This window comes from Vibrio sp. 1557 (assembly GCF_033340175.1).
GTDB classification, from domain to species: domain Bacteria; phylum Pseudomonadota; class Gammaproteobacteria; order Enterobacterales; family Vibrionaceae; genus Vibrio; species Vibrio alginolyticus.
In genome coordinates, this window is the sequence record NZ_JAWOVZ010000011.1 from 1 (window position 1) to 22985 (window position 22985).

Sequence of the window (22985 nt, forward strand, 5' to 3'; positions counted from 1 at the left end):
CTACAGTGAGTTTAAAAGCGAGGGAGTAATCGCGCTGAGTTCTTTTAGTTGTTGATTTCATAACACTCTCCAATTTTGGGGGTAGAAAGTGTCAACCTTATTTAGGACGGCACAATTAATGGAAAAAGAGCCACTGACGATAGTGGCTCTTTTTTGTATTTAATGACGCATTTATGTTTACGCTTTTGCTTCTTAGAAACCTTACAATGATTTCACTTGGAGTGAATTAATAAAAACAACACTTGCAGTATGTAGCATGAACAAGTACCGTTGCCCGGTTTTTCTAAATACACCCCAATTGCTAAGGTAAAGGTTTTGATCTCCACAGCGAATATTACTCAACAATTCGGCGCTAAGCCGCTATTCGAAAACATTTCAGTTAAGTTCGGCGAAGGCAATCGCTATGGCTTAATTGGAGCTAACGGTTGTGGTAAATCAACCTTTATGAAGATCCTCAGCGGCGAGCTTGAGCAAACCAGTGGTAACGTAAGCTACGATCCAAACGAGCGCGTTGCAAAACTGAACCAGGACCAGTTCGCTTACGAAGAATTTACGGTAATCGATACCGTTATCATGGGTCATAAAGAGCTATGGGAAGTGAAGAAAGAGCGTGACCGCATCTACTCACTTGCTGAGATGAGCGAAGAAGACGGCATGAAAGTGGCTGACTTAGAAGTTCAGTTTGCTGAAATGGACGGCTACATGGCAGAAGCCAAAGCGGGCGAGCTTCTTCTTGCTGTAGGTATCCCAATGGAGCAACACTTCGGTCTAATGAGTGAAGTAGCACCAGGTTGGAAACTTCGTGTGCTTCTAGCGCAGGTTCTATTCGCAGACCCAGATGTGATGCTTCTTGACGAACCTACCAACAACTTGGACATGGACACAATCCGTTGGTTGGAAGACACGCTAAACGCGCGTAACTGCACAATGATCATCATTTCGCACGACCGTCACTTCCTAAACTCAGTATGTACACACATGGCTGACTTGGACTACGGTGAACTACGTGTTTACCCAGGTAACTACGACGAGTACATGACGGCGGCTTCTCAAGCTCGCGAACGTCTACTAAACGACAACGCTAAGAAGAAAGCACAAATCGCTGAGCTACAAACTTTCGTTGCGCGTTTCTCTGCAAACGCATCGAAAGCAAAACAAGCGACATCTCGTGCGAAGCAAATCGACAAGATCAAATTGGACGAAGTGAAAGCGTCTAGTCGTCAAAACCCATTCATTCGTTTTGAACAGTCTAAAGAGCTGTTCCGTAACGCTCTGATTGTAGAAAACCTGAGCCAAGGTTTTGAAGAGGACTTGTTCTCAGACTTCAATGCAATTTTTGAAGTGGGAGAGCGCGTTGCGATCATCGGTGAAAATGGTGTGGGTAAAACAACACTTCTAAACACGCTTGCTGGTGTACTTGAACCGCGTGCTGGTGAGTTCAAATGGTCTGAAAATGCAAACATCGGTTACTACGCGCAAGACCACGCGCATGACTTTGCAGAAGATATGAATCTAACGGATTGGATGGGTCAATGGCGTCAAGAAGGTGATGACGAGCAAGTCGTTCGTGGTTTCCTTGGTCGTATGCTGTTTGGTCAAGATGACATTAAGAAGTCAGTAAAAGTACTGTCTGGTGGTGAGCAAGGTCGTATGCTGCTTGGTAAGCTAATGATGCACAAGCCAAACATGCTGCTAATGGACGAACCAACCAACCACATGGACATGGAATCAATTGAATCTTTGAACACCGCGCTTGAGCAATACAAAGGCACGTTGTTCTTCGTCTCTCACGACCGTGTATTCGTAGACTCGTTAGCAACGCGTATTATCGAAATCCGCGATGGTAAAATCACAGACTTTAAAGGCACTTACTCTGAGTTCCTAAAATCTCGTGGCGTTGACGCGTAATTACTCGCAAAGCGTTTAAAAAGCAAAAGCCTCGCTATTTAGCGAGGCTTTTTTGATATTTGGCCTTAATCCTTAAACTGACCGGTTATATACGCATAGAGCCCGACCACGCCAAAGGTAATAATCATAGAAAGCATGATACCGCTGGGCGTAAGCAGAAAATTCCACAATTGGTCATTATTCATAGTCCACATCCTCTGTGAATCCGCATTATTGGTTTTAGTTTACACTGAAAAGGTGTTATTGGTTGCCTTTTACATCAAATTCAACCTTGTCGGCTCCTGTAAACACTTGGAAGCGCAAACCTTTCGCACGCGCAATGGTCGTAATACCAAATTGCTTCGCTAGATCTAACCCCATTTGAGTAACGCCAGAGCGAGAAAGCAGAACAGGAATGCCCATTTGAGCCACTTTAATCACCATCTCTGATGTAAGGCGACCAGTTGTGTAGAAAATTTTATCTTCACCTGTTTCTTCTTTGAGCCACATCTCACCTGCAAGTGTATCCACTGCGTTGTGACGGCCGACATCTTCCACAAATGACAACACTTCATTACCTTTGCAAACCGCACAGCCGTGTACTGCGCCCGCTTTTTTGTAGGTGTCGTTGTAATGAGTTAACGCTTCCAGCGCAGAATAAATTTCTGACTGCTTAAGAGAAACTTGAGGCACTTGATAATTTTCAAGCTGCTTCATCACGTTGCCATACATGGTGCCTTGGCCACAACCTGAGGTGACGGTTTTCTTTTTCAGGGCGCCTTCTAAGTGTTCAGTGTTTTCTTTAGTAATCACCGCTGCGGAATGCGTTTCCCAGTCAATAATAACGGATTCAATCGCGGCTGGATCGGACAGGAAGCTTTGGTTTTTTAAATAACCCAGTACTAGTGCTTCTGGACGCGAACCTAGCGTCATGAGCGTGACCACTTCTTTCCAGTTCAGCATGACCGTAAGAGGACGCTCGCAAGCGATTTGCTTCGTGAGCTTTTCGCCGTACTCGTCGTACACATCGACTTCAATGGTTTGCAGGGGATTTTCACTGGTTTTAATAATATTTGGTTTCAGCACAGTCGTGTCCTAGTGATTAAGAGCGTTAGGTTGCTACGCATTTTAGCTTGTTAAGTGGCTAGCAAATCTCATTCCAAAATAGCGGTTCCCACAGAAATTGCGAGGTTTTATGTCAACAATGCATTAAAACTGCGAGTTCGCAGTAATGACACATCAATACATTTGAGTTTCGTCTAGTTTGGTACTTATAGCCTGAGGGAGTATATAGACTAAGTTATATCAGCTTGGCGCGTTTATTGCTTCGAAGACAATAAAAATGGTCGAAAACGGGGGCAAAATCTCTTGTGTGTTTTCAGACCAAAAATAGAAAGACTGGGTGAGTTATGTCGGATAAGAAAGATTTCGAAAAAAATTACGAAAAGACTGAGGATACATGGCCAATCGGCGTAGAGCTTGTTGAGCATGAGATCAGTACAGGGATTTGGGTGACAACCCAATGGCAGTTGACAGGATTTGCGCTGAATCCGACGGAAGAGACTCCAGATGTTTGTCCGTTGCAATTACATAAAGATGAACGTACAGACTACCGCTTTAACTTAAGCTCTCAGCAACCTAAACTCTTTTTAGTGATGGATAACGTCGAGTCTGGTGAAAAACCAGCGATACAGTTACTGACGGCTTCACAATCTGTTGCGGCGCAATATATGGATGGTGATAACCTTGTACTATCTAACGATATGCCGTTAGCCGTTCAGGCTTGGATGGAAGCCTTTATTGGTCGTCACGGTGAGTTGTTAGAAGTAAGACGCAAGAAACGCAAAGGAGCAGGCAGAGCAAATGGCAACTAGTTTTTTAAGCCGTTGGTCGAAACGTAAACTAGAAGAATCTTCCCAACATGCTGAAGAGATCACGCCGATAGCAGAGACGGAACAATCCGAAGATAGTGTCACAGCGCTTTCAAACGCTGACGAAAGCTTAGATACTTTGAGCGTCAATGAGGATAGTCAGGCTCCAGACATTACCGCGAGTGTAGAGACTGAAAAAACCGAAGAAATGTCTGTGGCGCAACTGCTGGTTTCTGAAGCTTCAGAAAGCGTTAAGAAAGCTGCGCTGCGCAAAATGTTCTTGTCCGAAGAATTTAACGTGCGTGACGGCCTAGACGATTACGATGATGATTACAGTAACTTAAAGTCACTTTCTCAAGACGTCGCTGAGACGCTGCGTGATTGGGTTAAAGATAAAGTGGAAGACGAACCAGACGCTGAAACTGCGCAAGGGTCTGAGCTTAACGCTAACGATATCGCATCTGAGGTAGTTGAAGACGCAGAGTCAAACACCGACAAAAGTGGCCAAATTACTCAAGATGAAAATGAACTGTATATAAATACAGTATCTGGCGAAAGTGATACTTTTGCTGAAGAATCACAGCCTAACGAGGTGAGACAAAATATACCACATAAATAATAGGTACATTTTGACTAAACACTCAATGAGCCGGCTGAGACAAAATGTCTCAACCGGTTTTTTTATCCCTACTATTTGTCAGTAAAATTGATAACCTATTGATTTTAATTTGATATTTTATTGGCATGACACTTGCTATTTGTTGCTCAATACCAATCTGGTTGAAGTTAGTACGGACGCACTGCGTAGTATTCATCGCCTATAGATGGCGGAATAAGAATTCTCATTGATAAGTTAATCAGCAGAATCTCCGGCGCTAACTACACTAAGAGATGGAAAAGACTATCCATGTTCATAAATGGAATTGAGCAATGCTGAAACAATTATTAGAACAAGCAACTTCCAATAACGGTAAAGCGAGGCTGTACGCTTTCGAAAATACCGTAGAGTTGACCAATCTTATTCCACCAACCGTAAGCTATGAAAGCGGCGGTAATACTTTGATTGTGGGCCCAACAGCAATCATCGAAAGTGCGGCAGCGCAATTGTCGCAAATGAACAGCCTAACGCTGCTTTCTACCGATGGCGAAAAGGGCACAAATCCCGAGCTTTATTACGCCAATTCGGTTCAGGTTTCAGGGTTCTTAGGTACGTTTGAAGTTCTGATTGAAAATCATGGTTTGACCAACAACCTTGCCAAGGTCGCGACCAATAGCGATTGTTTCGATATCGTACTCGATCTTTGCCTTAACAGCTGCATGTCGGAAGAAGTCCCAGTACCGGGCTACTACCCAGTAGGTCGTGGCTATCCGAAACTGGCTGAAGCGTTGGAAGAGATTCCAACCTTAATGGGGACGTTCGATAAACCGAAATTCTTCCGTTTAGATACCGATTTATGTGCACACAGCTCTCGTGGCGTAAAAGGTTGCGAACGGTGTGTGGATGCTTGTCCGGCAGGGGCACTATCGAGTGAAGGCAGCGACAGAACGGGCCATCGCATCGAGATCAACCCATACCTATGTCAAGGCGTGGGTACTTGTGCTACAGCGTGTCCGACAGAAGCGATTCATTACGCACTGCCAAACCCTGAAGATACGCAAAAGTTTATTGAACGTACGCTCGCCAACTATGAGCAAGCGGGTGGTTTAGATCCTATCGTATTGATTTGTAGTTCTCGCCACGAGAGCTACAACGTGATGGCACTAAAAGCACTGCCAGATAATGTGATTCCAATTGTGGTGGAAGAACTGCCTTCGGTTGGTATTGATACTTGGTTCGCCGCGCTTGTGAATGGTGCTACTCAGGTGCTGTTTGCGGCTTCACGTTTTATGCCTCAAACCATTATTCGTGTGCTTAATAGCGAAGTAGGTATTGCTCAAGAGCTGCTCGGTCAGCTTGGTATCGCCAAAGAAACCATCGACATTCTGTATCTAGAGTCACTACGTGAAGGTGCTCCGACACTTTGTACCGAGTCTTTTGATTTGGCATTAGGAGACTTGCAAGGCAACAAACGTCAGCGTCTATTTACGGCGTTGGATGCGTTGTCCGCATCACGTATTCCAGTTGAGAACATTGTTGAACTTCCAGCGAACGCACCTTACGGCACAGTCTCTTGTGAAAGTAAAGATTGTACGTTGTGTATGAGCTGTGTGGCGGTGTGTCCAACACGTGCATTGCATACGGACGGTCGATCTCCGTCACTTAAATTCGTCGAGCAAGACTGCATTCAATGTGGGCTGTGCGAGAAAGCGTGTCCAGAGAAAGTGCTGACGCTTACTCCTCGTATGAACTGGGTGAAAGAAGAGCGCCAAAAAGCGGTTGTGATTCACGAAGAGAAAGCAGCGGAATGTATTCGCTGTCATAAGCCATTCGCACCTCAGTCTATGATCGACATGCTACAAAACAAGTTACGCGGTCACTCTCATTTCTCTGATGAAGCGGCGATCAATCGTATCGCGATGTGTGAAGACTGCCGTGTGATCGACATGTTTGAGTCGATGGCAGAAGACCCAATGAGACAACTGAAATACTAGGAGCTCGCAGTGGACACACAACAAGAACAAACACTGAGAACAGACATTTATCTCGTTTTATCCGCACTTTTTCGTAGTGCGCCTAGTGATGAAATGCTGGCGTTCCTGAAATCGCTAGAAATTGAGCCGTCTGAGAGCGCGATGCAAAAAGCTTGGCTCGCACTGCAACAAGCCGCGAACGAAGCGCAGCGAGAAGCGTTAGAAGAAGAATATCAAGATCTGTTTATTGGCATTGGACGTGGTGAAGTTGTGCCATTCGGATCTTGGCATCGTACTGGCTCGATGATGGAAAAGCCGTTAGCGGAAATTCGTCGCGATTTGGATCTTTTAGGCATCGAACGAGAAGAGAACGTGAAAGAGCCTGAAGACCATATTTCTGCACTGTGCGAAGTGATGGCAATGCTGACAGGTGAAGAGGAAGAACTTCAACAAGCGGTGTTTAACAAACACATCGCCCCTTGGTTCCAATCTTTTACGCGCCAACTAGAGAGCGCAGAAAGCGTGAACTTCTACAAGCCAGCTGCACAGCTTTGCGACGCGTTTTTAACGTTAGAGCAAGTGCGCTTTAGCGTGAACACCAAAAGCAGTAAGAACAAATTAAAAATTGATGTGAAAAACGTCACTGATTACGAGTAATCGAGCAGTACTTGGTCATATCGATAGAGAGGCATGAGTCTCCAAAGATCTACCGTAAGGTAAGGAAGCAATGATGAAAGATAATAAAGAAATAAACACAAGCCGTAGGGATCTCCTAAAAGGCTTCACAACCGCTGCCGTTGCCGGTGCTGTTGTTGCGGGAACCACGAAAGTGGCCGTTGCTTCAGAAACGGTTGAGCCTTCTGAAAACGACGTGAAGAAGAAAGGGTATCGTGAAACTCAACACATTCGCGATTACTACGACACACTTTAGGAGATAACGGATGAAACTTGTCAAACGCTCCGACAGTGTGAGCAAAGAAACGAATCAGCTTGGCGTATCTCGTCGTGCATTCATGAAAAACACTTCGCTTGCTGCTGGTGGCGCAGTGGTTGGTGCTAGTCTATTCGCACCGGGAATGATGAAAAAAGCGCAAGCAAAATCAGTCGGTCCAGAAGCGAAAACAGAAATAAAACGTACTATCTGTTCTCACTGCTCAGTGGGTTGTGGTATTTACGCAGAAGTTCAAAATGGTGTTTGGACGGGTCAAGAGCCTGCATTCGACCACCCATTTAACGCCGGTGGTCACTGTGCAAAAGGCGCAGCACTGCGTGAACATGGTCACGGTGAGCGTCGTCTAAAATACCCAATGAAGCTTGAAAACGGGAAGTGGAAAAAGCTTTCTTGGGATCAAGCGATCGAAGAAATCGGTAACAAGGTGATGGACATCCGTAAAGAGTCCGGCCCTGATTCGGTTTACTTCTTGGGAAGCGCAAAGCACAGCAACGAACAAGCGTACTTGTTCCGCAAAATGGCATCACTTTGGGGTACGAACAACGTTGACCACCAAGCGCGTATTTGTCACTCAACAACCGTGGCGGGTGTAGCGAACACTTGGGGTTACGGTGCGATGACCAACTCTTTCAATGACATGCACAACTGTAAGTCGATGCTATTCATTGGTTCAAACCCAGCTGAAGCACACCCAGTAGCGATGCAGCACATTCTGATCGCAAAAGAGAAGAACAACTGTAAGATCGTCGTAGCGGATCCTCGTCGTACACGTACGGCAGCAAAATCGGATCACTATGTCTCACTTCGTCCTGGTTCTGACGTAGCATTCATTTGGGGTGTGTTGTGGCACATCTTCGAAAACCAATGGGAAGATAAAGAGTTCATCCGTCAACGTGTATTCGGTATGGATGAAATCCGTGCTGAAGTGGCGAAATGGACGCCAGCAGAAGTTGAGCGCGTAACAGGCGTAAGCGAAGAAGACGTTTACCAAACAGCAAAACTGCTTTCTGAAAATCGCCCGGGCTGTATTGTTTGGTGTATGGGTGGTACTCAGCATACTACTGGTAACAACAACACACGTGCTTACTGTGTGCTTGAGCTAGCGCTTGGAAACATTGGTAAATCAGGCGGCGGTGCAAACATCTTCCGTGGTCACGATAACGTACAAGGCGCAACCGACCTTGGCGTGCTCTCTGACACGCTACCGGGCTACTACGGCCTTTCTGAAGGCGCTTGGCGTCATTGGTCAAAAGTGTGGGAAATCGATTACGAATGGATCAAAGGTCGTTTCGATGACAACGCTTATAGCGGTCAGAAACCAATGCACAGTGCAGGTATTCCTGTATCTCGTTGGGTTGATGGTGTACTGGAAAACAAAGACAACATTCGTCAACGCGAAAACATCCGCGCAATGTTCTACTGGGGACACGCAGTGAACTCTCAAACACGTGGTGTTGAGATGAAAAAAGCGATGCAGAAGTTGGACATGATGGTGATTGTGGACCCATACCCAACGGTTGCTGCGGTAATGAACGACCGTACCGACGGCGTTTACCTGCTTCCTGCAACAACACAGTTTGAAACACACGGCAGCGTTACCGCATCTAACCGCTCTCTACAATGGCGTGATCAGGTGATTGAACCTTTGTTTGAATCAAAACCAGACCACGAAATCATGTACCTGCTTTCGAAGAAACTGGGCTATTCCGATCTTCTGTTCAAAAACATCCGTGTTGAAAACAACCAGCCGGTGATTGAAGACCTAACGCGTGAATTCAACAAAGGCATGTGGACGATTGGTTACACAGGCCAAAGCCCAGAGCGTTTGAAAGCGCACCAACAAAACTGGCATACGTTCCACAAAACCACATTGGAAGCGGAAGGTGGCCCTGTCAACGGTGAAACATATGGTCTACCTTGGCCATGCTGGGGCACACCAGAAATGAAACACCCAGGTACACACATTCTGTACGATACGTCTAAGACGGTTGCAGAAGGTGGCGGTAACTTCCGTACGCGCTTTGGTGTGGAATTTGAAGGCAAGAGCCTTCTTGCAGAAGACAGTTATTCGAAAGGCTGTGAAATCAAAGACGGTTACCCAGAGTTCACTGACAAGTTGTTGAAACAACTTGGTTGGTGGGACGACTTAACTGCTGAAGAGAAAGTGGCAGCAGAGGGTAAAAACTGGAAGACTGACCTTTCTGGCGGTATTCAGCGTGTCGCGATCAAGCACGGTTGTATTCCATTTGGTAACGCGAAAGCGCGTGCGATTGTTTGGACGTTCCCAGACCGTGTGCCACTGCATCGTGAACCACTTTACACACCACGTCGTGACCTTGTAACGGATTACCCAACTTGGGAAGACAAAGATGCAATCTTCCGTGTTCCTACGTTGTATAAATCCATTCAAGAGCAAGACAAATCGGGCGAGTACCCAATCGTTCTGACTTCTGGCCGTCTGGTTGAATACGAAGGTGGTGGTGAAGAGACGCGTTCAAACCCTTGGCTTGCCGAGCTTCAACAAGAAATGTTTGTTGAAGTGAACCCGAAAGACGCGAACGATCTTGGCTTTAGAGATGGTGATGATGTTTGGGTTGAAGGTGCAGAGAAAGGACGAATCAAGGTGAAAGCGATGGTAACACGTCGTGTGAAACCTGGTTTGGCGTTCATTCCGTTCCACTTTGGCGGTAAGTTCGAAGGTGAAGACCTACGCCCTAAATACCCAGAAGGTACACAACCTTACGTTGTTGGCGAATCGGCTAACACGGCAACCACTTACGGTTACGACCCGGTTACCTTGATGCAGGAAACCAAAGTAACCCTATGTAACATTCGTAAAGCGTAAGGAGTCTGACAATGGCACGAATGAAATTTCTATGTGACACCAAACGCTGTATCGAGTGTAACGGCTGTGTTACTGCATGTAAGAACGAAAACGACGATGCGCTTGAATGGGGCATTCAACGTCGCCGCGTGGTAACACTAAACGACGGTGAAGCTGGTGAAAACTCTATCTCTGTTGCTTGTATGCACTGTACCGATGCACCTTGTATGGCAGTTTGTCCAGCAGACTGTTTCGAACATACCGAAGACGGCATCGTTCTTCACAATAAAGATCTGTGTATCGGTTGTGGTTACTGTTTGTTTGCTTGTCCGTTTGGCGCACCTCAATTTCCTAAACAAGAGGCGTTTGGTGAACGTGGCAAAATGGATAAATGTACTTTCTGCGCGGGCGGCCCAGAAACAGAGCCTGGCTCTGAGGAAGAACGTCAAAAATACGGTGCGAACCGTATCGCAGAAGGCAAGTTACCGATGTGTGCATCGCTTTGTTCAACCAAAGCGCTGCTTGCGGGTGACGCAGAGAAAGTCTCTGACATTTTCCGTCAACGTGTGGTAGAACGCGGCGCGAAAAACGCAGGTTGGACAGACGGAAACGATCTTTCTTACGATGCGACGAAAAGCTAAGTAAGGAGAGGCACATGTTAAACACGCTTAAACGTGCATCTCTAGCAATGCTGTCAATGATGACGGCATTGCTGCTGACTTTCGCAATGCCTGCTTCAGCAGAGGAACAATCTTCTAAAGTTATTCAACAGGAGATCACGCAACTCGCCGGGGCAGACTATTGGCGCGAAGTCAGAGAGGGGCAAGAAGGCTACACCACGTCTCAATCGCCAGAACATGGCGTATTGATCAGTAAACCTGGTGAGACTTGGTACATTCTAAAAGAGAAATGGATGTCTCCTGCTGGTGCTATCGCGATTTTCGGCAGTATCGCGATGGTTATCATGGCTTACGTATTCGTTGGTCCTTTGATGCTTAGCAAGCCGCGTACTGGTAAAAAAATGAAGCGTTGGTCTCGTTTAGACCGCGCGCTTCACTGGAGTATGGCGTTTACATTCTTAACGTTGGCATTCAGTGGTTTGATGCTGGTTTACGGTAAGCACTTCTTAAAACCGTACGTTCCTACTGAGTTCTGGGGCTTTATCGTCATGTTGGCGAAGCAGTACCACAATTACATGGGACCATTGTTCTTCATTTTACTGATGCTCGTGCTCTTTAAATGGTGGCGCAAGTCGATTCCAAACATGACAGATGTTCGTTGGTTTATGAAAATGGGCGGCATGGTTGGTAAACACAAAGGCACACATCCGTCAGCTGGTTTCTCAAACGGTGGTGAGAAGGCAATCTATTGGTTGTTAATCTTCTTTGGTGCTATCGCGGCAGTGAGTGGCTTAGTTCTGGACTTTCCTATCTTTGGCCAAACTCGCCGTGACATGGAGCTTTCTAACTTAGTTCATGCGATTTCGGCGCTGATTCTAATCTGTGGCTTTATCTTCCACATCTATATTGGTCTATTCGGTATGGAAGGTGCGCTAGAAGGCATGGTGACAGGTGAAGTTGATGAAACATGGGCGAAAGAGCATCACGATCTTTGGTATGAGGAAGTGAAGTCCAAAGAAGCGATGGGTGAAACAGATACGGCACAAACGGAAGTAAAAGGAGCGAAAGCGAATGAACAAACCTCATAACGGGATTTGGGTTGCGTACATCCTGAGCTGTCTGACCCCGTTTACGTTTCTGATCTCAGGCGTTATCGCAATTATCTATGCGGGTTACCGATTAGATAAGGGAGAAGACAGCGACGTAGTGATTTCTCATTACTACGGTTTAATTCGCACCTTCTTTCTCTACCTGACGTTTTTTGTTGTGTTGATCGTCACCGTCGCGACTTCTAACGGTGTACTCGTTGGCGTGAGTGATTATTGGTTGCATAGTACTTTGCTTGAAACCATCGCTTACTTTATTCCTTGGGTAGGGATGGTGTTTGCTGCATTAGCCATCTTGGTGTGGTTTATGCGAATGTTTCAAGGGATGCAGCAACTGCGGAATAACCAACCACACAGACCATCGACAGGTCCAAACCTTTAATCAGTATTCTTTAAGCAAAACCGCCGTAATAGGCGGTTTTTTTGTTGCTGTTTTGTCTCAAATATGAAGCGTTGAGTCGCAGTGGTGATACTTGATGCAACTTATTGAGTGAATTTACGTAACTGGGCAGAAAATCATAGTTAAGTAAGAAACATGTAAAAAAATCGCGTCACGATGAGACATTAGTCTCACTCACGCTATTGTTCATTTACTCAGGATTCATCGTCCCGTTAAAGTACGCTGCGCTCAGAAATTCAAAGAGTTGCATACGTGAAAATTGCCATCAATACATTCAGTCTACGCATACAGAGGAATCTCTATCGGAGGATGTTTGATTAAGGCATCTTGCTCTCACAAATAAAAAGAGCGAAACGAGCATTAAATGATGCGGCAAGGTAAGAAAAGGACAAACACGTTACGGCTATGATCCCTCAATTCGTCATTCCTATCACGAATCGCTTTGGCGAAAGTTATCACTTCTCTGGTCAGTTACTTACTAGCGGCGAACCTAAAACATTCGTGACCAAACAAGAGGCAATAGAGTTTCTTGAGAGCTTTGGTGAGCTTGACCTTCGCTCTGTCGAGGATTTGTTCTATGCGATTGGTCAATTCAAGCCAAACATACCTGATGGTGAGCTTACTTCCCAACACTATAATTCAACGTTTGCCAATGCTTTGGTGAACGGTGACTTGCATGTCGCTCGAATTGTACCTACCGGCGAAAACTACGCACTCTCGTCGGCGGTTACGCCTCCACCGACTCAAAATACCGTCAATGCAAAACCATCGAAGGGAAAGGGGAAGTCGAATAAAAAGAGTGGCAGAAGTGCCGCATCCGCCAAGCCTCAGCAACAAAGCAGCGAAAAACATGAGAAAGCCGGTGATCCTGTATCACTTGTGACGGGTGAAGAAATTCTCGAACTCTATGATATCGAGCTACAACAAGGTACTACTTGGCAGCGTACTTACCGCTCTTCGCAGTCGGATGTAAATCATGGAATGGGCTTTGGTTGGCGACATGCATTTCAGTTTGAATTACGCGAAAAGACGAACGAGAAAGACAATGTTATCGCTTGGGAGTTTGTTGACGATAAGGCCGATATCACAGAATTTGAGCCAGTAGATATTGGAGCAACAAGTTACCAGATATACGCTGGTGCGAGCTGTTATTTCCTAAATTCAGCAACTCGGATCGTGACGCTCGCTAATGGGCATCAATATCGATTTGAACAGAAAGATGATCGTTGGCTTGTTAAACAAGTCAGAAATGGCACGTTTTCAACGTTTCAACTGCAGTATTCTCGAAACCGTCGATTGATCGAGATTGCATACAACAAGCGTCCGGTTCTTGAATGTCAATATGATAAGCAAGGACGCCTTGTAGAACTGCTAAATGCAAAGTCCCAAAAAGTTCTGACAACTTATACCTATGATGAGCACGATGATTTGGTCAGTACAACTAATCATTTAGGCTTAAAGGAACAGTATCAATACCGCGGCCATTTAATTGTTAAGCGTGTACGACCAACTGGCTTTACTCATTATTTTGAATGGGATGGCGAAGGTGCTAACGCGAAATGCATCAGGAACGTTGGGGACGCAGGAATTTATGACTATCGCTTCCATTATCAGGGAAATCATTCTTCTTATTCTGACTCGTTAGATCATCAATGGTCTTTCTTGCATGACGAGCAGGGTAACTTACTCGAGAAAATAAGCCCCACAGGTAGAACTTGGCGATGGCAATATGATGAATTAGGACGAAAAGCACAAGCTATCTATCCTGATCAGTCAACGGTCAATTATCAATATAATCAGCATGGTCAATTAGTTTCTAAGTTTCATTCCTCTGGCAAAGAAATTCAATATGGTTATGACGGCTTAGGTAAGTTAGTTAAAACGGTTTCACCTGACGGGGATATCGAGAAGGCTTACTACAATAGCCTCGGTCAAAGAGTTTGGGATACCGACCAGTTTGGCTGTGTCACGGAATATGATTACGATAAACACGGGCAAGTCGTCAAAAAAGAGTCTGAAGATGGTAAGAAAAGTCAATGGTGGTGGGATGAACAACAAAGACTTATCGCGAATGAAATAGACGGTACATTACTTCGTTATAGCTACAATGAAGAAGATTTAGTGAATGGCGTTGCTTATCCCGATGGGTGTATTGCTCAACTCGCTTATGATCAATTTGGCAGGCGTACATCAGTTCGTTATTTTAACGACGAAGACAAAGTCGGTTATAGCGAAGAATATTCTTACGATGAGCACAGCCGTGTTGCTCAGATTCGAACGCCAGCAGGCATTAACTCGTATCAATGGGGAGCACTCGCGCAACAAGAAGCAGTCATCTTTCCCGATGGCAGCCATATTTCTTACGAATACGATCAACAACGTAACCTGACTAAATTAGTTCGGAGTGACGGCTTAGAGTTCGAATTCCTGTATGACGATGAAGGCCAGCTGTCAGGAACTGTCGGGTTTGATAATCTACAAAGCCAATTTGATTATGACGATATGGGGCGGATCCATCGTAAGCAAGTCGCCGATAGGACGGTGCTGTACCGCTATGACGCTGCGGGTTATCTCAAGCACGTCAAAGCAGGAAATGCTAGCAGTATTGTAGAGAACCACTTCAATTATACGCTTAGTGGGCGACTTACTTTCGCATCCAGTCGCCATCAAACACTGCAATACCAATACTCTTCATTCGGGCATTTAACAAAGCGCATTCAAGGCCAGTTTGAGATAGCGCAGGAGTTTAACAGAGTTGGCCAACGCGTATCTCAGGTACTGCCAGATAATACGGAGCTGAACTTCTCCTATGATCGATATGGGCGTTTTTCAGCGATTCGGTTTGGAAACCTCGATTTACCTCAAATCAAATTTCATTACGATGAAATGGGACGAGTTTCCCAAATTGAAACGGCACATTTTAATGAGCGCATCATTTATGATGGTGTTGGTCGTTTGGTCGAACAACATTGGCCTGATAGAGAGAAAAAGTACGTTTACAATGCGCAAAACCGTATTTCATCAATCATTGATAATAGGGCAGGAGCAACACACTATCAGTACGATGCCTTAGGGCAACTGAAACGAGTCAATGCTTCCGGAGAAGTGACTAAGTTTGAATACGATAGTTTTGGCAATCCTACTTTGCCAACTTCAGAGGTATTCGCTGATCGTATTGAAGTACACGATGGTGTCCGGTTCAAATATGACGCGCAAGGAAACCAGACAAAACGTGAGGGGCAAGGACACGTTCAGACTCGCGTATTTGATGCGTTAAATCAGCTCATTGAAGTTCACACCGACGATGGTATCAGTCAATATGAATATGATGCATTAGGGCGCAGAACGAAAAAAATTACACAAAAAGGCGTTACGGAGTTCCTGTGGGAAGGTGAACGTTTAATTGGTGAACGCTCTTCAGGTGCTTTCCGTTGGTACCTATATCAACCAGAAACCTACACGCCAGTGGCACTGCTAGAAAATGACGTTATTTATTGGTACCAGTGCGATCAAGTTGGTAAACCAGAGCGACTAATCGATTGCGAAGGGAATGTTGTATGGAGTGCCAGTTACGATGCTAACGGCTTTGCTCATGTACATATTGAAAATGTAGCAAATCCACTGCGTTTTCAAGGACAGTACTTCGATCAAGAAACCGACTTACACTACAACCTCGCTCGGTATTACGATCCTAAGCTAGGACGCTTTATCCAACAAGATCCGATATCTATTGCTGGTGGCATTAACCATTACCAATATGCAGTCAACCCAATTCAATGGATTGACCCAACAGGTTTCCTATGTGAAGAAGGGCTAAAACGCTTGGGTCAAATGTTGGCAGAGTATCAGGCGCAAAGCGATGTCCCCCAAGAGGTTTGCGATCAGATTTTAGAGGCAGCAAAAGAATCATCCGTCGGAGAAGATGGCGTTCGCTCGCAAGTCAAAATCCGAAAACCCAAAGGTAAAAATCATATTCGATATGAATACGATTTAGACCATATTGATTGCGAAAGAAACGAGATTACTTTTTATCGTCATATCAATCATTCAGATGGCAGCCGACACGAAGTGCAGTATGTTGTTGGGATTGAGGAGTTTGTCAATGCGCATGTTTTTGACTCAGAGAAAGTTGGCGGGGAAGAAGGTTGCACGATCTTTACTGAAGATCTTGTGCTAAATAAAGCAGAGTATAAAGAAAACTCTGAACTCAATACGAGTGATTATGAGCTAACAGAAAGAAACAAAGCAAAAATTGATGAATGCTTGAAAGAGCGTCAAGAGGCAATGGGCGCTCGATCTGGCGAAGAGGGATATAACGCTCAAATTGGTAATATTAACCAACAGTCTGCAAAAATAGGTGAGTTGGCCGCGGATGACTTTGTCCGGAGTAAACGTCCTAATGCTAAGCTGCTTCATCCCAAAGATATTGGAACCTCAATTTCGAAGCCGGGCGATTTTGATATGGTTTACGAGGTGGAAGAGCCGCCACCAGGTGAAATTATAATTGTTGAGGCCAAAGGAGGGAGCAGCCCGCTGGGCAGCCGCAAGATTGGAAATATGGCATATCAGCAAGGGACAACGGAATACACTGCAGAAATCACCAGGCTAATGTCGAAAAATAAAGAAGGAACGACTGAAAAAATAGCAGCAAGAAAAATTCAACATGCAGCTTCGTTCGGCATACCTATTCGATATATACATACTCAAACAAGCATCCCTGAAAGTGGAAATGCCTCAGACGTAATAGTAGATGCGGCAGAGTTTAAAATTGATTCCAAAGGACTAATTTAAAATGCAAAGTAAAGTTGTAGAACGCAAAGCAAATCCTGAGTTGAGTGAAAGTGGAGTTTCTTCTGAGAAAGAATTCATCAATAAGATATTAGATCAGCGCAAAGAAGGTCTTAAAATCAGGCGAGAAAACTTGGTTAGTTTTGGTGATTTTGCCATTGACCAGGTTCGCTGGTATACATGGTTTCAAACTTCACATGAAGACGAACAAATTTGTACATTACGTCTTTACGAAACTTCATTGATGGGTGCTTGCTATCATAGACTTGCTATGAATCCCAATGATGAACTAACTATAAAGATTCTCGACTATCCTGAAGTAAAGTGGGACGGGGAGGGTATTTTAAAAACGGGGTGCATAAATCCTAATAGATGGATTGATATGTATTTCATATCGACAATTGTGCGTGACAGGCCAAGTTTAGACGCATTGGCGAACTTTCCAACTTCTTTGATGAGACAGAGCTCTACCAAAGCGGGTGAGCTGTCTTATATGTTAGTAGACGTAATTCAGTCGTTCCATCAACGTACAGCAGACTACCCTGATAAACTGGTGGCCGCGATGGACGCGGCAGTTGCTCAGGGTGATGATTGGGCGTTAGAAATCGCCATGGGTATTTTGGAAACTTTTGCTGCCCTGACAACTGACATCGGTTATGACTTTGAAGAGGTACTCATTAAGAACCTACAGTTCCAAGAGCAATACCAAATGAGGCTCGATAAGCCAGAGGACTTGATTTCTATAGAAACTTTCATATCTTTCCCTCTTCTTGGCATGGCCTGTATGTGGTACGACAAAGGCAACCGTTTATCAGTTGAAACTGGTTGGCTTCCTCCTTATCTCGTCGAGGGGCGTTGGCTAGAAGAAGTAAAAGCAGGGAAGATCACTCGATAAACTCCTTTAGTTAGCCATTCAGTATAAAAGCCACCTCTCATGAGGTGGCTTTTATGTTTATGGTGGGGAGTTTGCTGCTTGTTGAGCTATATGGTGCGCATTATGTTGGTGCACTAAAACCACATTGGTGCATTTATTAGCGTGTTAAGCACCATTTCAAGAATGCATAATTTTATTAAAGTTCATACAAAACAATAAATTAAAGTGTAAGTGTTAGAAATGTAAATTATGGAATGAGAATTGCTCTGTTAGACGCTCTATAAACTAAGTTCACCAAATTGGTGATGAGCCTAACTTTGATGCACAGGATAAGTGCGCTACAGATCAACGGAGACAATCATAATGAGTGTAACTGCCAATCAGGTACACGGCGCTGTACAAACTCTCACGCAAAGTTCCGACACACTTTTCTTACTACTTGGCGCAATCATGGTTTTTTTGATGCATGCTGGTTTTGCTTTTCTTGAAGTAGGAACCGTGCGCCAAAAGAACCAAGTTAATGCTTTAGTTAAAATCTTGGCCGATTTCGGTATATCCGCCATCGCGTATTTTTTCATTGGATACTGGGTCGCTTATGGCGGCACCTTCTTCGCTGATGCTGAGACATTATCTCAAGGCAATGGTTACGAGTTAGTGAAGTTCTTTTTCTTGCTGACCTTCGCTGCAGCGATTCCCGCTATTGTTTCAGGTGGTATCGCAGAACGAGCTCGTTTTTATCCGATTTTAATCGCAACATTTTTCACTGTCGGTATTGTATACCCACTATTTGAGGGAATGATCTGGAACGGAAACTTTGGTGTTCAAGCTTGGTTTGAAAATACCTTTGGTTATGGCTTCCACGATTTTGCAGGTTCAGTCGTTGTGCATGGTGTTGGCGGCTGGATAGCGCTTGTTGCCGTCGTGTTTTTGGGCATGAGAAAAGGCAGAGTTCGAGCAGGAAAGCACACCAACTTTGCACCTTCGAATATTCCGTTTTTGGCTTTGGGAGCTTGGGTCTTATGTGTGGGGTGGTTTGGCTTCAACGTCATGTCAGCTCAAACTGTGTCAGGCATAAGTGGCTTGGTGGCTATGAACTCATTGATGGCAATGGTCGGGGGCATTGTCGCGTCACTGTTGGCTGGTAAGAATGACCCTGGCTTTATTCATAACGGCCCACTAGCTGGCTTGGTTGCTGTATGTGCGGGCTCAGACTTAATGCATCCTATCGGTGCTTTAGTGACAGGTGCGATTGCTGGCGTGCTATTTGTTTATCTTTTTACCCACCTACAAAACAAAACCAAGATTGATGATGTGCTAGGTGTCTGGCCTTTACACGGTGTATGTGGCGCTTGGGGTGGTATTGCCGCTGGGATTTTTGGTCAAAGCGCATTGGGTGGGCTAGGTGGCGTGAGCATTATCGTTCAGCTTCTAGGAACGCTTTTGGGCCTTTCCATCGCAGCGCTTGGTGCACTTGCAGTCTACGGTGCGATTAATACCAGTATGGGACTGAGGCTTTCAGAAGAAGACGAATTCAATGGCGCTGACCTAGCCATTCATAAAATATCTTCGACCAACGAGGATTGAGGCCAATATGGGAGCGGCATAAAGCCGCTCTTTTAGCAATTGTCTTTCTTGGCTTGGCCCGGAGGACAGAAATTACCATTACCTCGATGGTCATCATCATTGGTGCTGACTCTTACCTTTACATCATCGACTTCGCCTTCAACATTGGTAATGTTGACAGCCTGCCAAAGTCAGAAGCAATGTAAACGTTAGAGATACTTGTCTCATTGCTGTTCCTCTTAAATTGTAATTCTAATAGTGACCATTACGACTATGGTCTAATCCATATTACTACTGTTGCTATTCTTTCAGTGTTAAGCTAATGAAAAAACAGCAAGGATGAGTTATGAATTTCCCTTATAGAAATATTGTAGTACTTACTGGTGCAGGTATCTCGGCCGAATCTGGTATTCAAACATTTCGTGCGCAAGATGGCCTATGGGAGAATCACCGTATCGAAGATGTAGCAACGCCTGAAGGGTTTGCTCGCGATCCGGACCTTGTTCAAGACTTTTACAACCAACGCCGCAAGAAACTTCAAGATAATGCGATAAAGCCTAATGCAGCGCATGAAGCATTAGGTCGTTTAGAGGCTGAGTTAGAAGGTAAAGTGACGGTCATCACTCAAAATATAGACAACCTTCACGAAAGAGGCGGCAGTCAGAATGTGATTCACATGCATGGTGAGTTGCTCAAGGCGCGCTGTAGTGAATCTAACCAAGTAGTAGAGCACAATGAGGACATTAAGACAGGCGAACTTTGTCACTGTTGTCAGATCCCTTCACAAATGCGACCACATATTGTTTGGTTTGGTGAAATGCCACTGCGAATGGGTGATATCTACGCGTCATTAGAAGAAGCAGATTTGTTTATTTCTATTGGGACTTCTGGCGTTGTGTATCCCGCAGCAGGTTTTGTTCATGATGCAAAAATGCACGGCGCACATACCATTGAAATTAACCTAGAACCTAGTGCGGTAGAAAGTGAATTTGAGGAAAAACGCTACGGAAAAGCAAGCGTTGAGGTTCCAAAATTAGTTGACGAGATACTGGCTCTAGAAGGAAAAGAAAGAGCGTAATAACTTCAACAGGAAGAGTTTTTGTCTTGTCATTAAGAACAAAAAAGCGGCTCATGAGCCGCTTTTTCATATCTTTAAAACTAACGAATTAGTTGTTCACTTTTAGCTTTTGGAAGTACTCATCGTACATTACGCTCGCTTCGCCAACTTCATCTTGCCAAGTACCGCTGTCCATCACTTCTTGTGGTGGGAAGATGCTTGGATCATTAGCAAATTCTTTCGGTAGCAGATCGTGTGCCGTTTTAACTGGCGTAGGATAACCAATCTCTAGTGCAATCTTAGCTGCGTTCTCAGGACGTAGTAGGAAATCGATCATCTTATGAGCTGCGTCAACGTTCTTCGCACCAGCTGGAATTGCTAGGCTGTCCATCCAGAAGATAGTGCCTTTTTCTGGCCAGATGATGTCGATGTTCGCACCTTCTTGACGAGCCATGTATGCAGAACCGTTCCAAAGCATGCCTAGTGAAACTTCACCCGCAAGGTAAGGGTTTGCAGGAAAGTCTGAGTTAAATACTAATACGTTTGGCATTAGCTTTTTCAGTTCTTCGTAAGCGGCTTTGATTTCTTCTGGGTTAGTCGTGTTTGGTGAGTAACCAAGCTTAGTCAATGCAATGTGGAATACTTCGCGAGAATCATCCATCAGCATTAGTTGACCTTCCCACTTACTATCCCAAAAATCATCCCACTTAGTAACCGATGATTTGTCTAGCATGTCAGCATTGATACCAATACCGGTCGCACCCCAAATGTATGGGATAGAGTAGTTGTTGTTCGGATCGAACGGTTTGTTTAGGAAGTTAGTATCAAGATCGGCAAAATGAGATAATTTCTCTTTGTCGATCTGTTGTAGCATGCCTTCTTTACGCATTTTAGAGACGAAATAGGTAGACGGTACTACCAAGTCGTAACCAGAACCTTGAGTTTTTAGTTTTGCGTACATACTCTCGTTAGATTCGTATGTAGAGTAAATAACTTTGATTCCGGTTTCTTTTGTAAAGTCTTCAAGAACTTCGTTTGGAATGTATTCCGACCAGTTGTAGAAATACAGTTCTTGATCAGCAGCCATTGCAGGGGTAGCGATGAGCGTCGCTGCACATAGAGCGCTTGCGTAGAATTTACTTTTCATTTGTTTTCCGTTTTGTTTCGCGATTGGACAAGTCAATACTAGCTGGAGTTATCGAGTTGAGCCAAATCGCAGTAAGCACAAATATGTTCATTTAGCTTGAATATCGTTGTCTCCTTGTTATGAGACGATAAATCTATGATACCAAGACAAATAAACCTAGCAACGCGCGATTATATCAGCCTAAGACAAAAATAGGCAGCGTATTGCTGCCTATTTTCCTATGGTTGATGACTTGTTACACAAGCTAGATTATTGTCCCGCTTTCAGCTTGAGGAAATAATCTTCGTACTTAACGGTTAGATCACCAACCGCATCTTGCCATTCAACGCGGTCAAGGTCTTCTTGAGAAGGGAACAGTGGGGCAACGTCTTTAAACTTAGCATTCGATTCTTCCACCGCCGTTAGGTAGCCAGTATCACGAGAGATTTGCTCTGCGATTTCTGGGCGCAGTAGGAAGTCAATCATCTTGTGAGCGGCTTCTACGTTCTTCGCACCGGAAGAGATAGCGAAGTTATCAACCCAGCCGATACCGCCTTCTTTAGGAAAAACGAGTTTAAGGTTCAGGCCTTCACTTTGTGCCGCTGCGGCGCTACCGTTCCAAAGCATACCAACGCCCACTTCACCAGACATGTAAGGTGCGCCAGGGTTGTCAGAGTTGAAAACTAAAACGTTAGGCATCAACTTTTGTAGCTCAGCGTACGCTTCATCGATTTGCTTAGGGTCTTTTGAGTTACCTGAGTAGCCAAGTTTACGCAGAGCGATATGGAACACTTCACGAGTGTCGTCCATCAACATTACTTGACCTTCAAGCTCAGGCTTCCATAGGTCAGCCCAGCTTTGGAAGTCGTTTGGATCGTACATATCTGCGTTAACCGCTAGGCCTGTAATCGCAACAACGTGTGGGATAGAGTAGTCGTTACTTGGATCGTAAGGCTTGTCTAGGTAGTTTTTATCTAGGTTGCCGAAGTTTTTCAGCTTAGTCTTATCGATCTTTTGTAGCATGCCTTCGTCACGCATCTTCGCCACGAAGTACGTTGAAGGTACTACTAGGTCATAACCTTGGTTATGGGTTTTTAGCTTTGCATACAAAGTTTCGTTCGACTCGTAAGTCGAGTAGATCACTTTGATGCCAGTTTCTTTAGTAAATTGCTCTAGGATATTACTGTTGATGTAAGGACCCCAGTTCATAAATACTAGTTCTTTATCATCCGCTGTCGCTGTACCAGAGAACAGAGAAAGCGCACATGCACTACCAGCTAATAGAGTAGCCCATTTTTTCATTGACGTTAGCTCCAAACCAAACGTTGTCCAATTTTGGACGATAG

At 44.8% G+C, this 22985-nt stretch carries 17 protein-coding genes; 14 read left to right on the plus strand and 3 right to left on the minus strand.

All coding sequences use genetic code 11. The annotated features are described in order from the left end of the window. Nucleotides 1-315 precede the first annotated feature (315 nt). Nucleotides 316-1908: an ABC-F family ATPase gene (locus R7070_RS14185; RefSeq protein ID WP_025766654.1), complete on the plus strand. Its 1593-nt coding sequence runs from the start codon at nt 316-318 to the stop codon at nt 1906-1908. 240 nt (nt 1909-2148) lie between these two features. Here the strand turns inward: R7070_RS14185 and R7070_RS14190 are convergent, their stop codons facing one another. Further along, the gene (locus R7070_RS14190; RefSeq protein ID WP_005377552.1) at nt 2149-2973 is read right to left on the minus strand and encodes a formate dehydrogenase accessory sulfurtransferase FdhD; all 825 of its coding nucleotides are present in this window, start codon (nt 2971-2973) and stop codon (nt 2149-2151) included. A gap of 323 nt (nt 2974-3296) precedes the next feature. Between R7070_RS14190 and R7070_RS14195 the strand changes: the two genes are divergently transcribed. From R7070_RS14195 to cobB, 13 genes are all read left to right on the plus strand, one after another. After that, nucleotides 3297-3761: a DUF3305 domain-containing protein gene (locus R7070_RS14195; RefSeq protein ID WP_005377550.1), complete on the plus strand. Its 465-nt coding sequence runs from the start codon at nt 3297-3299 to the stop codon at nt 3759-3761. Further along, complete coding sequence (locus R7070_RS14200; RefSeq protein ID WP_005377548.1) at nt 3751-4377, plus strand: DUF3306 domain-containing protein; 627 nt, start codon at nt 3751-3753, stop codon at nt 4375-4377. The genes R7070_RS14195 and R7070_RS14200 overlap by 11 nt, the downstream gene beginning before the upstream one ends. Nucleotides 4378-4688: 311 nt before the next feature. Continuing rightward, nucleotides 4689-6350: a 4Fe-4S dicluster domain-containing protein gene (locus R7070_RS14205; RefSeq protein WP_213870152.1), complete on the plus strand. Its 1662-nt coding sequence runs from the start codon at nt 4689-4691 to the stop codon at nt 6348-6350. A 9-nt stretch (nt 6351-6359) separates the two neighbouring features. Further along, nucleotides 6360-6986: a molecular chaperone gene (locus tag R7070_RS14210; protein ID WP_017820684.1), complete on the plus strand. Its 627-nt coding sequence runs from the start codon at nt 6360-6362 to the stop codon at nt 6984-6986. A gap of 73 nt (nt 6987-7059) precedes the next feature. Continuing rightward, nucleotides 7060-7260 carry a twin-arginine translocation signal domain-containing protein gene (locus R7070_RS14215; protein WP_005377542.1) on the plus strand — a complete coding sequence of 67 codons (201 nt, stop codon included), beginning with the start codon at nt 7060-7062 and terminating at the stop codon, nt 7258-7260. Between the two features lie 10 nt (nt 7261-7270). Beyond that, complete coding sequence (locus R7070_RS14220; RefSeq protein WP_213870151.1) at nt 7271-10126, plus strand: formate dehydrogenase subunit alpha; 2856 nt, start codon at nt 7271-7273, stop codon at nt 10124-10126. Between the two features lie 11 nt (nt 10127-10137). After that, complete coding sequence (fdh3B, locus tag R7070_RS14225) at nt 10138-10746, plus strand: formate dehydrogenase FDH3 subunit beta (RefSeq protein ID WP_005377536.1); 609 nt, start codon at nt 10138-10140, stop codon at nt 10744-10746. 14 nt (nt 10747-10760) lie between these two features. Beyond that, a complete protein-coding gene (locus R7070_RS14230) occupies nt 10761-11813 on the plus strand; it encodes a formate dehydrogenase subunit gamma (protein WP_206971538.1) in 1053 nt (350 codons plus the stop codon). Beyond that, complete coding sequence (locus R7070_RS14235) at nt 11797-12213, plus strand: membrane protein (RefSeq protein WP_012841836.1); 417 nt, start codon at nt 11797-11799, stop codon at nt 12211-12213. The genes R7070_RS14230 and R7070_RS14235 overlap by 17 nt, the downstream gene beginning before the upstream one ends. A gap of 423 nt (nt 12214-12636) precedes the next feature. Next, nucleotides 12637-17022, plus strand: coding sequence for an RHS repeat-associated core domain-containing protein (locus R7070_RS14240; protein WP_256900494.1), 4386 nt, complete (start codon nt 12637-12639; stop codon nt 17020-17022). A gap of 1 nt (nt 17023) precedes the next feature. Next, nucleotides 17024-17914 (plus strand): immunity 49 family protein, encoded by an 891-nt coding sequence (locus R7070_RS14245; RefSeq protein WP_025766647.1) that lies wholly within the window; start codon nt 17024-17026, stop codon nt 17912-17914. A gap of 342 nt (nt 17915-18256) precedes the next feature. Next, nucleotides 18257-19477: an ammonium transporter gene (locus tag R7070_RS14250; protein ID WP_256900495.1), complete on the plus strand. Its 1221-nt coding sequence runs from the start codon at nt 18257-18259 to the stop codon at nt 19475-19477. A 325-nt stretch (nt 19478-19802) separates the two neighbouring features. Continuing rightward, nucleotides 19803-20534, plus strand: coding sequence for a Sir2 family NAD+-dependent deacetylase (cobB, locus tag R7070_RS14255; RefSeq protein ID WP_005377522.1), 732 nt, complete (start codon nt 19803-19805; stop codon nt 20532-20534). A gap of 88 nt (nt 20535-20622) precedes the next feature. Here cobB and R7070_RS14260 read toward each other — a convergent pair whose 3' ends face one another. After that, nucleotides 20623-21660 (minus strand): extracellular solute-binding protein, encoded by a 1038-nt coding sequence (locus R7070_RS14260; RefSeq protein WP_025766646.1) that lies wholly within the window; start codon nt 21658-21660, stop codon nt 20623-20625. Between the two features lie 249 nt (nt 21661-21909). Continuing rightward, nucleotides 21910-22941 (minus strand): extracellular solute-binding protein, encoded by a 1032-nt coding sequence (locus tag R7070_RS14265; RefSeq protein ID WP_017634902.1) that lies wholly within the window; start codon nt 22939-22941, stop codon nt 21910-21912. Between the last annotated feature and the right edge of the window lie 44 nt (nt 22942-22985).